Annotated in this window: 10 protein-coding genes and 1 CRISPR repeat array; of the genes, 4 read left to right on the forward strand and 6 right to left on the reverse strand. The window is 36.0% G+C overall.

The window, feature by feature from the left end; genetic code table 11:
* The first annotated feature begins 257 nt into the window (after window positions 1–257).
* Window positions 258–689, forward strand: a complete 432-nt coding sequence (locus PR833_RS07860; RefSeq protein WP_272526008.1) for a hypothetical protein — start codon at window positions 258–260, stop codon at window positions 687–689.
* A gap of 19 nt (window positions 690–708) precedes the next feature.
* Here PR833_RS07860 and PR833_RS07865 read toward each other — a convergent pair whose 3' ends face one another.
* From PR833_RS07865 to PR833_RS07880, 4 genes are all read right to left on the reverse strand, one after another.
* Window positions 709–1,464 (reverse strand): energy transducer TonB, encoded by a 756-nt coding sequence (locus tag PR833_RS07865; protein ID WP_053110717.1) that lies wholly within the window; start codon window positions 1,462–1,464, stop codon window positions 709–711.
* A gap of 48 nt (window positions 1,465–1,512) precedes the next feature.
* Window positions 1,513–4,512, reverse strand: a complete 3,000-nt coding sequence (locus tag PR833_RS07870) for a TonB-dependent receptor domain-containing protein (protein WP_072502199.1) — start codon at window positions 4,510–4,512, stop codon at window positions 1,513–1,515.
* 17 nt (window positions 4,513–4,529) lie between these two features.
* Entirely contained in the window at window positions 4,530–5,990 is a 1,461-nt protein-coding gene (locus PR833_RS07875) for a porin family protein (RefSeq protein WP_249890338.1), read from the reverse strand.
* A 67-nt stretch (window positions 5,991–6,057) separates the two neighbouring features.
* Entirely contained in the window at window positions 6,058–6,807 is a 750-nt protein-coding gene (locus tag PR833_RS07880) for a Slam-dependent surface lipoprotein (protein ID WP_036943816.1), read from the reverse strand.
* A 1,360-nt stretch (window positions 6,808–8,167) separates the two neighbouring features.
* Between PR833_RS07880 and copM the strand changes: the two genes are divergently transcribed.
* Window positions 8,168–8,533: a CopM family metallochaperone gene (gene copM / locus PR833_RS07885; RefSeq protein ID WP_036943814.1), complete on the forward strand. Its 366-nt coding sequence runs from the start codon at window positions 8,168–8,170 to the stop codon at window positions 8,531–8,533.
* Window positions 8,534–8,658: 125 nt separating this feature from the next.
* On the opposite strand, the gene PR833_RS07890 is transcribed toward copM, so the two are convergent.
* Window positions 8,659–9,132 carry an anti-virulence regulator CigR family protein gene (locus tag PR833_RS07890; RefSeq protein WP_163767579.1) on the reverse strand — a complete coding sequence of 158 codons (474 nt, stop codon included), beginning with the start codon at window positions 9,130–9,132 and terminating at the stop codon, window positions 8,659–8,661.
* Between the two features lie 228 nt (window positions 9,133–9,360).
* Window positions 9,361–9,868: a CRISPR direct-repeat array (repeat unit 28 nt; unit sequence TTTCTAAGCTGCCTATACGGCAGTGAAC).
* A 461-nt stretch (window positions 9,869–10,329) separates the two neighbouring features.
* On the reverse strand, window positions 10,330–10,626 hold the full coding sequence (locus PR833_RS07895; RefSeq protein ID WP_004918910.1) for a putative quinol monooxygenase: 297 nt from the start codon (window positions 10,624–10,626) through the stop codon (window positions 10,330–10,332).
* A 130-nt stretch (window positions 10,627–10,756) separates the two neighbouring features.
* Here PR833_RS07895 and PR833_RS07900 point away from each other — a divergent pair, with 130 nt between their 5' ends.
* Together PR833_RS07900 and PR833_RS07905 are read left to right on the forward strand one after the other, a co-directional pair.
* Entirely contained in the window at window positions 10,757–11,356 is a 600-nt protein-coding gene (locus tag PR833_RS07900) for a sulfatase-like hydrolase/transferase (protein WP_318574120.1), read from the forward strand.
* Window positions 11,357–11,692: 336 nt separating this feature from the next.
* A complete protein-coding gene (locus tag PR833_RS07905) occupies window positions 11,693–11,857 on the forward strand; it encodes a hypothetical protein (protein ID WP_004918906.1) in 165 nt (54 codons plus the stop codon).
* Window positions 11,858–12,141 lie beyond the last annotated feature (284 nt).

The following is a 12,141-nucleotide window of genomic DNA, read 5'->3' on the forward strand; positions in this document are numbered from 1 at the left end:
TTGATCTTTATGCAAATAAACAATGCGTTTTATGCAATCTCCTTTTTACCCTATAAACAGGTAGTTTATTTATCCTACGCTGTAGCACCATACTGTTTGCCTTAAAAATCACTTTTATTCTAGAGACACTTAATCACCGTTTTAATATTAGAGGTTACTTGCATATTTTATTTTACTGTAATTCAAGTTAAGTGCTATATTAGGTTCGATGGAAAAATACATATATCAACAACAAACCTGATATCTAAGGGATTACTATGAAAAAGTATTTGTTGCCAATTAGCCTTTTTGTAAATGTGGTATTGCTGATCACCATTATTGTCGTGGGAGCTCTGTTTTTTAACTTAAAAAGCAAAATTGACTCAACTGTCGAACAAATTAAAAATGGGCAATATGCTGAATTAGTTAAAGATAATACAGCAAACTTAATTCCCGAAAGGCTAAAAAATTTCAAGAAAATTGAACCCAATCAAAGTCAATGCGACTATTTCTATCAACAAATAGATTCACTGATAGGTTATTTAGAAGAGAACCCGACAATTGCAGGTTCAGAAAAATATGTTAAGCAGCTAAACAACCTTAAAAAATCAGCAGAAAAAACCCCTTCTACACTGAAAGAAACAGCCTGTGAAAAAGGGATTTCAACGATTAACTTTATTGGCGAAAAAATATCTACGGCAACTGAATGATGTGTGCCACCCACAATCGCTATTTAAATTCAATTTTAAAGGTGACTATGTGAGCAAAGCCGGAAGGTGGCTTCCCTACTGACTGGCTTTTTTCAACAGCAGCGAGCGCAGCGTTATCCAATAGTTCACTACCTGAACTACTCACAATACGCGCTGACATTATTTCTCCCGTCTCCGTTAACCTAAATTGGACTTGAGCAACACCTTGTTTCTTCATACTTTTGGCGCGCCGAGGATAGCGTTTATGCCTTTCAACTTCTTGGCGTAATTTTTCCCTGTATGCATTGATTTGCTGAGTATCTGCTAGGTTTGACATCCCATTTTTAGGTTGCCCCACCTTCCCCATCGAAGGGGAAGATGCCGCCGTTTCCCCTTGTTGTGACTGCTGTGGTGTTATTGCCGACTTGGTTATTTTATTGGTAGATACTTTTTGCTGTTCAACCTCTTTTTTCTCGCTTAAACGCTTATTTGGCTCTTTGACCTTTTTTTTAGGTCGCTCAATTTTCTTCTCTTTTTTTGGTAGCACTACCTGTGCCGTCTCCACGACAACAGGCGGAACAATCTCCGCTTCAGGCTCAACCATGGGTGTCATATCTGAGTCTGTTGGCGCAGTTTCTTCAATAGCGTGTGTTAACGCAATCGACATCACTGGCGCATCCATTACCGCTTGATGCTGTTGATTTTTTTCTTCTTGAGCCAGATGAATAAAGCCCATAATAATGACAGCGTGCAGCAAAACAGACAGAGTAACAGTTAAAAAACGCGTCTTTTTCATGAGAATCTTAAGATGCCCTTCTTAGTACCACAAGAAGGGCATTTTGCTTTAAAAATGGCTTGTAAAATTCAATCGTAACGTTCTACCCGGAGCAGGCATCATGGTTCGAGTGAGTGGATCCACATAATATTCATCAAGAATATTTGTCGCTAACAATTCCATTTTGACGTTGTCTGAAATGCCATAACTGACGTAAGCATCGGCAACAAATACAGGCTCCCAGCGCATTGGGCTATTATTTAAAGGTGCGTAGTTGGCCGGATATTTATCCATCATTTTCTTTTCGTCATTATTTTCAGCACGGCTGTGATAACGCATGCGGCTACCAATTTCTAAACGCTCATCCAAAAAACGCATCCCTAAATTGGCATTAATACTGTATTTAGGTTGTAATTGTGTGCGTAAGAACCCACCAGGAAAGCCCGCATCAACACATTCAGACATATTAAACTTGTTAGTTGGATCTAAAGCAGCAATGGAGGCACTATCACACACCTCATTTTGCAAACGGTAATCAAGCCCAATATCCCCAAAATAATTACCATTGTCATAACGAGCTTGTAGCTCAATACCTGATGTTTTGTGCTTATCTACTTGTGTAAACTTGAGATAGATATCCCGTTCAAACGCGTTTTCAATGACCGTGTGATAATAATTAATACGCACGTCAGCAAAACGTTCTGCACCCAGTAGACTTTGTAAATTACGCACATAACCCACTTCCACTGTTTTACCGCGTTCAGGCTCAAACTTCTCGGTGAGTGACGCATAACCCCTTGAGCCAGAAAAACCTACCGTATCCTCAAAGATACTAGGCATACGTACCGTTTCCGTATAGCTCGCGTAAACTCGGTCATTATCAGTTAAATAGGCAGAAGCGGAAAAGGAAGGCGCCCAAGCATGTGCTTTCTTTTTCCCCTGATGGCGGAATCGTTCTTCTTCGGATAAATAGCGAATATCTTCCTGTTCATCGCTAGAGCGAGATTGATTGGGAATATATTGATTAACCACTTTGCCTGTAAATGGATCGACAGTCTGTGCTTTTGTATCAATCGTACCATTATAAAAAGGGTTGGTTTCTCGGGTCAGTTTATTTTTTCCATCGGGTCGCCATTTAGCCTTATTTTTTTCATCTATGCGGAACTCCCCTTGCCCATTTGCAGATCTGAATCCCGCATAATCGAGAGAATGTTTTTGTAAATTTAGCGCTTCCTCAACAAACCTTTCTAAATAATAAGGCGAATCCATGACGTCATCTAATTTTTGCCCTTCAGCATTGGTAAAACGAGTCAATGTGTCATATTCATTTTGTGTAATTGTGCGTGAAATATCATAGTTTTTGGAGAGTAGTTGATGAGGTCTCGCAAAGTTAACATCTTTCGCATCGCGTCGTTTATCTAATAAATGATCTTTCGACCAATAACTCGTTCGTTGAGCACCAGCCGTCACATTCAACCAATCTGTTGGCCGCCATTCAAAATTAAATGCGAATGTATTCTCTTGCCTTTCCCCTTCTCTCGGTACAGCTCGGAAAATCGTCGATGTAGAACTCCCTGAATATTCAAAAATATCATCCTCTGTATCAACCGTTTCTTTGCTAAAACTCCCCATTAAAGTTAAATCAAGGCTATTTGTTAATGCCATTTGGTTAGATAAATTTAAGCCTTGTCGTTTGTTCGTTGAATTCAAGGATGCACCCGGTACTAACGTACCATCAATATTAGGGTTGCGAGGCATCCACCCATATTCAAACCCCATATCACGCTCTTTAGGCTCTCGAGGAAAACCGCCTGAAGTATTCGTATCACTCGTTGTTTTGGTCATCCAGTAACCAAGTTTCATATTTACGTATGGATTATCTTCAGGATTTAAATAATAGTCGGCATGAAAAGCTTGAATATTAAATTTCGCGAGTGTCCATTGCGGCACTTTTCCATCTAACTCCATGAAACTGATCCTTGATGGCATGATTTCCCCATAGTGGTTCGTCGTATGGGTATATCCTAATGACACCTTTTGTGAGTCAGATAAAAATAGATTCGTTTTCACTAAATAACTCTCCATTTCACTGGAGGTATTAGTTACCTCTTTACCTGGTGCAAACACGTTCGCAGCAAAAGGCAAATAGGGGTCAACCGGTTTAGATGGGTTCTTCGGGTCATAACTAAACACATCATCTTTATAGCGATTAGCTCCACGTTTACCCGCAAAGTAGTTTCCTTGGTCTCGATAACTATAAGCCGCCATGATATCGAAACGTGATTGCCGAGTTCCCACCGCGACCCTAACTGCATTATCTTTAAAATTAAAAAAGTTTGCGTCTCCACGAGATTTAGGCGTAACTAGCAGCCCTGGATCATTAAACAGCATTCTTGCTTTGTTACCATTTTTTATATTATCCATAATCGCAGGGTCATCTCGATAGTCATGCCCATAATCTAAATTAGGTACTCTTGGTTTTGTTGAATTACTGCTGGTTTCCAATTTTAAATCAAAACCAAACGTTTCATCTGGAGCAACGACATCATCAATATTAAGTGTCTTTATCGCAATGCCCCCACCAACCGATGTTTTCACATTAGGGTTTAAGGATGCACTTTTTTGAATCGTTATACTGCTGATCATATTTGGGTCAACATAATTACGATTATTGGCTCCGTTATATCCTCGCCACACTGTTTGGGCTTGCTCTGTGCCATCGACAGTGACTGGTACTCGGCCTTGACCTTGTATCCCCCGAATATTGGGGTCTAATGCACCACTATTACGTGCATCTCCACTATACACCCCTACCGCACTATTGAGCACATCTGCTGGGTTAGTTCCTTTATAACGTTCAACAAGATCTTTTCCGAGGTAAATATTGGATTCATTTTTATCATACTGATCGTCATAACCTTTTTGATCGCGTTCCTTAATTGTTTCTGCGTTATCTTTAACAATAATAGTACCGAGGTCTTCTTGTTCTTTTGCTAACACTAAACCGGAAATTAAGGTAAGCGAAATCCCTGTCACAATATTCATTGTGATGATTTTTTTTATTTTCATTGTTAACACCTAAAATATTAAAAGCGTTTTTCTAATCTAATTTCAATTTCACTTTGTTGATATGAATACAGTGCATCAATATTACTTTTATTGACTCTATACCTATAAGAAATGGATGGTGTCATTGTGGCAATACTGTATTTAGGTAAACTTAACTTAGCCAAATACAGTTGTTCATCATCCATTCGATTTTGACTTCCCAACGCATATTGCGGAGCATTAAATCGAGTTTGCTTATAACTGGCGATCCCCAATAGATGATAATACTGACTAACGTCCTTAAATATTCCTCCTCTTATGCCATATTGTTTATAACTGTCACTATCATAAACCTTATTCACATACCCACTATCTACACCACCAAATATCACTGCATCTGAGCTAAGAGCATAAATCCCTGTGATATAAGCCTGACTCTTATTACCATCTTGGCTTTGATAAGGTGAACGATAGTTTATTTTTTGGTGATCAATCACTGTACTCAGCGAAAACTGGGGTAAAAAACGATACTCCGCTTCCATTCCCACTCCAACACCATAATAGTGTCGCCGCTCTCCTACCCATTTAAATTCACTAATTGGGCCAATAGCGAATGATTTTTTTGCATCCTGATATTGATAATAAACCCGTATGTGGCTGGTATTTTCATTATACTCGGCAGCACCATCATACTTATTGCCATAGGTATATGCTTTAAACAGTAAACTGTGATGCTGGTAAAGTGAAAAGGTACGTTTAATATCACCATCATAGATAAATTTGGTGCCTTTATCCGCCAAGCCAGCACCATAACAAAACTGCTGCACTGCATTTCTGTAGCAACGCTGTCTTTTATCCCCCGGTACTTGATTAATATTAGAGTTGTAACCGTAACCTACCGAAAAACTTCCTGACCAACTATTTCGTTTACTTAATTCCGTAATAAATTGTGAAATTGTAGCTAATACACTTTGTGGTAACTGCTGCTGATACTTTTCCAATACCCGTTTAAACTGTGAAGATGCCTCATTATTTTGTTGATCTTCAAAATAAGTTCGAGCTAATTCAAGCTCGACACGCAAAAAATCAGGTTTTAGCGCTAAAATAGTTTGGTAGTGAAAAATAGCCTGAGCATAATCATGATTTGCACGTGCCATTTGTGCTTTAGCAAACTCAACAAGTAAAACGTCATATCCACTTAATTGTTGGTAATATGATAATAGACGTTCTACGTCATCGTATTGCCCACGATTTAAGGCAATATAAATAGCCACTCCCATCTCATTAAGCGTATTACTAACCTGATATTCTTTACCATCGAAATTAATTTTGATGTCATCTTTAATAAACGGTTTATTATTTTCAATAACGGGAGATTTTCGACTAAATTCCGCTTTATCTTTTAATAAAAAGCGATAATTATCAATATCACTTATCTCTCCGATGGCGACACTACTATAAAGTAACAACCATAGGATACCCGCTCGAAATAACCCCATAAATATCAACCAATGTTCTATTAAAGTAATCGTAATAGGTGGAAATCCTTTCCACCCGCAATATAAGTTATTGCACTTTTGAACCGCCAAACGAAGTGTCTTTTGTATGGTCACTATCAAAGGTGGTTATACCCGCGACAACATCAGCATTTTTGCCAAAAAACTGCCCTGAGCTTTTACCCTGAATTGAACCATTTGCTATTGCACTACCAGAAAATTGCCCTTTGTCTTGAATGTTACCATTCATAGTAATATTAAGAGATTGACCATTTAGAGCGCCTGTATATTTTTTCGAACCAAAATCAGCATTAAATACACCGCTTAATTTACCTGGACCATCAAATTGATTGATACCAGCAATGGTATATTCCGCCTGCCCCGCGGTTGGTACCGACTCTGTGGCTTCTTTACCTGAGAAGAAAGCAGTATGAGTTTGGTCACCTACACTCCCCGTTTTAGACCAGTCGCCAAAATAGACTTCTGCATTAGCAACTTGTGTAAAATGAAACTCCCCCATCGCCCCTCCATGGCCACCACTTGATGCAGGTAATACATTGACACCTTGCTCATTCTCTGGTGCTAATGATTTAAAACCAGAAAAACCAATTCTTGTACCGTTAGCGATGGTTTTCAAACCGACACCAGGATCACCAATAACCCCACTATGGGTGCCTTGTGCAAACTGTGTTTTTCCAACATTCACCTCAACTCCATTGGAATCATACGCTTGGCTCTGTCCTGAAACCGTCTCTCCACTAGTACTAAACGCGACACTCGATAAAACAATTGTTAATGCTGTTAATGATAGGTTTTTCATAATATTCCTTGCCATATAAATGATAAATGCATATTAAATATAACTATCTACTCACAACAGATTCATTAAAATAAATGATCGATTCGGAGTATATATCAACCCCACCCAATTGCAAATAGTTATTATTATCATTACCATTTGTAGGTATTTTACTTCTTTTTACGCTATAACCATGGCCAAATCGAATAAAAAAATAACAAATATCATTAAAAAACAGACGGTTAAACAATTATCCTAACTTAGGATAAATTTAGGCCTATAGAATGGAAAAATAGAAAAATTAAGACTATTATATTGCCTATATAAATTTCAATTACCTTTCATATAATAACCACAATGAAAACATAAGAATTTATTATGTGATCTACATCATAAAGCCTCATACATTGATTCTTTCCCCCACTCCATTTCCTTTTTTTAAGCACAATGACTGCATAAAAACTCAACAAATAAACATACAACATTGCAGATGCGCTCCCCTATCAGTAACTGTTATTTGCAATAACTTTCAATATTATTTTTGATGGCATAGCAACACTTTGAACATCAGTAAATAACAGTAAAAATAATGAGTTGATTATCACTCAAATAAGGATTCAAATTTACAGAATAAAATATCTATGTTAATTTTCATTTTTATAAAAATTTTCCTGCCTGCTATTTATTGTGAAGACCATTATTTAATAATATAAATAATTTTAAAAACGTAATAAATATAACAGCTTCACTCCATTAGCTATAAAAAGGATTTTTAATATTTATAGAATTAACCCAACCTAATTATTCTTAATCTCCCCCCGTATTAAGAGACTATTTCTGCATAGCCATTAATAACCCCTGAATCATCACCACACCTGTTTAAATCAGAGTATATAACAACCTAGAATAGACTCTCAAATAGAAATCATTATCATTAACATTGATAATTTATTTTATGAAATTTAAATAAAAAGATATACTTTAACAATAAAGCCTAAAAAAACTTCAACCTTAAAATCAATCAATTACCACATAAACCCCATATTTAAAAATAATTAAAGAGTATATTTACATGGCGAACAATACATAAAACCAATAACACCACGCATCTAATTATCCATTCGATTTATATAAACCAGTAAAAAACAGATAAGCGCTTATTCGAAATTTTTGATATAGATCACTATTATAAAGAATCGTTATTTCATTTTATCATACCACTATTTTCAGACTCACTGCGTCTTTCTCAATTAAATGAGTTAAGTATAAAAATCAATTTATATGTAAAATAAATTAAATCTGTTATTACCCCATTGACCTTAACCTTAGGGGAAGCTTTATCGTCAACCTAACTTAATCCCCTTTTAATAAGGTATTTATCATGAAAAAAATGCTTCCTATCGCTGCAATTTTAACCATTAGCATCGCCTCCTTTAGTTCTTTTGCTAATTCAAATCATTCTATGCATGCTCAAGCCCCTGCCAGCAACGAAATGCAAAAAGAGTTAAACCAATCTATGGATAAAATGCATGCAGATATGGCCAAAAGTATGAATGAAGAGAATGCAGATATTGCATTTGCGCAAGGTATGATCGCTCATCACCTAGGGGCAATTGATATGGCAAAAATTGAATTAAAATATGGCACCGACCCTGAAATGAGAAAGCTTGCAGAAGAGATTATTAACGCCCAAGGTCCAGAAATAGAGCAAATGCAAAAATGGTTAGAAAAGAATAAAACGAAATAATAATCCCTTTGATTGCATAGCCCTCAAAAAATTGAGGGCTAATGGGATAACGTTTATCAAATGAACGGTCTTTTTCAATTTAACAGGTATATATTACTTAATGGCTTCAATACACATTACTAAGATCAGTCAAATACATTATTAATAATCGAAGTGACTACCGCTGTACTTAATGCAATAAGTACTAAGTCATTACCAACAATACTCCATTCATAGCCTGGATAATGAGGTAATTGTACAAGCATAGAAGGCGGAACAACCTTTTTAGCTATCCCTGGCGGCAATGGTTTCCCTCTAGCTAAGTTTTTGGCAATACCGGGTGGTAACGCGTGATAGCCTGTAATACCACTGTCTAAAGCGAGTGCTCTTGCTTCATTGTAAGTTAATGATACTGATATTGAATTACTCTTATTTAAGGATAAATGATCTGCTTTTTCTTTTCCGTTACCATTATGACCTTTGTTAGGCTTATTTTTTTGATGCTCTTTTCCTTGCCCATGACCATGACCGCCATTGGGATCTGCATAGGAAGATAAAGAAACCACTGAGAAGCTTGCAGTTAATAGCAATAGGTTGCACATTCGAAAAAGCTTATTCATATAAATACCTCCACCGAGCTGGTATTTTCAAAATACACATCAACGCCCCTCCTCACCATAGGTAATATTCCTATAATAGCCTCCATGTACAAAATATCATAAGCCTTATTCTGACTTCGCATCAAGGCTAACAGTCTTTTATTCTGCATGATAAGTGAAAATCACTAAATCTTATTGAGGGTGTGCTAGAAAGGATAAGGTAGAAATTTTAAGTTATATTAAAACGTATTTTTAAGCTGCCTATATGGCAGTGAGCTACCCAGATGATTTCGGTCGAATTATAGCAATTTTCTAAGCTGCCTATACGGCAGTGAACTCATGGCCTTTTACCTATACAGGAATGAAAGATTTCTAAGCTGCCTATACGGCAGTGAACCCCCGTCAACATCTCAAAGCCAAGGCTCTGCTTTTCTAAGCTGCCTATACGGCAGTGAACGCTGTTTTTGAAAATCTTCTAAATTAATATCATTTCTAAGCTGCCTATACGGCAGTGAACTTGCGTCGTCCACCACCCGAGGCTCGGATACCCTTCTAAGCTGCCTATACGGCAGTGAACTCACCGGTTGATTCGTTTGCAGGAATTACAATCTTCTAAGCTGCCTATACGGCAGTGAACAAATCAGGCAATGAAACGCTTAGTGTTGGTTTCTTCTAAGCTGCCTATACGGCAGTGAACAGCTTTATGCGTTTTAAGCCACCTTGATTTATCTTCTAAGCTGCCTATACGGCAGTGAACTATAAATTATCAGTAAAAAAACTTTATGCAACAGTAAATTATAACAATTTCCCCTTAAATACCTTCTTTTTTATCAGGTAACATAACCTATTGTTTTAAAAGGATATAAAAACCTTAAAAATTTAAAGGGTAAAAAACAAGGAAAATCACTTGCTGATTAGACGAAAAAATTAACCCAACCTTTTATACATTAAATACTATCAAAATAAATATTTCACACACCTAACAGATAGTTTGATGGCCCTATAAAATCATTAGTTAAGCTGAAAGTCGCTTTTTACCTTTTAGAGAAAATAAAATCCCGGTTAACAAAATAAGTAAAGTTAAACATACCTATTGACCAATTATCCCCTAGCCCTTTCTGCATCACCATTAAAAATAAAATAACCATCAGCTATACACTAATGGCATTAAAATAGAGTTACCCAAATGATTTTTATCGAAAAGAAATTCTATAGTGTTTATATTTTAGCTAGAGCGTCATCCATAAATATAAAAGAAGGCTCTTTTCGCTGATATTGATTAATCATGGGAACAAGGCGTTGAAAATGTTCGCTCTTACAATGTGCATCTAAGGCCGCTTGATCAGGCCACTCTTCGATAAAAATAAAATGCCCCCTATCTTTTTGGTCAACATATAAATCATAAGCAATACAGAGAGGCTCACGCTTAGTCGCTTCAACTAATTCACGGTAAAGTGGGAGTACGATATTTATAGCCTCAAGCTGGATAAAATCTTCTGCAATTACTTTTAACATATTATTACCCCTAAGTTACGTCAAAAATGACAACATAATCATAACTCAGTACATAATAAATCTATACTGGTGTATCTACTTCCCTTATTAGCAACATCATGGTTAATTTTGCAAATGTGCGACTGCTCACATTAAAAGTAAATATAGAAACAGCTTTGTATACCCACTAACAGAAGATGGCCCTATTATTCCCAAGTTTATTGAGTCCATCGACAATCCTGCAAAGAAAAAACTGATTGTTGTTCATTTAATTGGTAGCCACTCTCCATTTTGTAAAATGATCTCAAATAAGTATGATGAATTTTATAAAAGCAAAGACTTATCTTGCTATGTTCAAAGTATAAAAAATACTGATTTACAGTTATCTCTATTACATGACATATTATCAAAGTCTAAAAACTCATGGTCTATGTTATATTTTTCAGATCATGGGCTTTCTTTTATTGATAATCAACAAGATCTAATCCATGGTGATAAACATCGTCAAATTTTTGAAACGCCTCTTTTTATTACTTCTTCAGATTCAAATACGAGAGAGATAATATCAGCGCAAAGGAGTGGACTGAATTTATTTCATTTATTAGCTGAATGGTTAGGCATCCATGAAAAAAACATACAATCTTCCTGTAAAATGATATCTAATAATGAGTGTAAAGATCAAAATATAGCTATTGATTTTGACCAAAAAATCATTTATTTCAATGAATTATTAGATGACAGTATTAAATAATGATTGAATGGCGAACCTTTTAGTAGGTTCGCCTAATTTATTGTTAATTATTTGAATCATTTAAATACCTTTATCTCTCCATACTAACACATCACGTTATACACAATATCAGTTACACCATAATCAATAAAATATTTTAATGATTACGCCATAACAACCTTAACCTATAAATTACCCATATAGTAAAATATCATCTCTTATTTTTAAGAGCATTAAATCAATCACTTAAATAAAAGATGATTTAAGAGACACCCATCACATTAAGTAATGGAATATGAACTTCGCCTACATAATTAAAATAAAGTAGTCATGATTATCAAATAGAAGGAAGTAATCATGAAAAAACTATTATTTATTATTTCAATTCTTTGTTCATCGGCTTACGCGACTAACACTGTTACTTGGTGCTCACCTGAACCAAATCCTGTTACAGGCAAACCAGATTGCATAACTTATACACCAGGAATGGGAGGGATTGATTCAGGCGGCGAAGGCCCCTAATGCTGATTGAATAATGCTATTGGTTCTAACCCTCTTTTCCTTTGGAGGGTTAGGATAATACCACTCTACCCTATTTCAACTTCTCATACCCTTAAATCTCATTAAATAATACTTAGATTTAACTAATTAGATGATTAATCAGCAAAGATGACGCAAAATTTAATAAATAAAGAACTAAATTATTCAATTTTGCTGCAAGTCAGTATGATAAAAATATTATTACTGAAACGATGAATGAGTTCTCTGACACATCATTCAATAATCGTTCAGTAAATATTCTTTAT

The sequence above is a fragment of the Providencia sp. PROV189 genome (assembly GCF_028480065.1).
GTDB lineage: Bacteria > Pseudomonadota > Gammaproteobacteria > Enterobacterales > Enterobacteriaceae > Providencia > Providencia stuartii.

Bases quoted from the DNA above. Each gene is read 5' to 3' on its own strand.
- PR833_RS07860 (WP_272526008.1), top strand. From the start codon at position 258: ATGAAAAAGTATTTGTTGCCAATTAGCCTTTTTGTAAATGTGGTATTG.
- PR833_RS07865 (WP_053110717.1), bottom strand. From the start codon at position 1,464: ATGAAAAAGACGCGTTTTTTAACTGTTACTCTGTCTGTTTTGCTGCAC.
- PR833_RS07870 (WP_072502199.1), bottom strand. From the start codon at position 4,512: ATGAAAATAAAAAAAATCATCACAATGAATATTGTGACAGGGATTTCG.
- PR833_RS07875 (WP_249890338.1), bottom strand. From the start codon at position 5,990: ATGGGGTTATTTCGAGCGGGTATCCTATGGTTGTTACTTTATAGTAGT.
- PR833_RS07880 (WP_036943816.1), bottom strand. From the start codon at position 6,807: ATGAAAAACCTATCATTAACAGCATTAACAATTGTTTTATCGAGTGTC.
- copM (WP_036943814.1), top strand. From the start codon at position 8,168: ATGAAAAAAATGCTTCCTATCGCTGCAATTTTAACCATTAGCATCGCC.
- PR833_RS07890 (WP_163767579.1), bottom strand. From the start codon at position 9,132: ATGAATAAGCTTTTTCGAATGTGCAACCTATTGCTATTAACTGCAAGC.
- PR833_RS07895 (WP_004918910.1), bottom strand. From the start codon at position 10,626: ATGTTAAAAGTAATTGCAGAAGATTTTATCCAGCTTGAGGCTATAAAT.
- PR833_RS07905 (WP_004918906.1), top strand. From the start codon at position 11,693: ATGAAAAAACTATTATTTATTATTTCAATTCTTTGTTCATCGGCTTAC.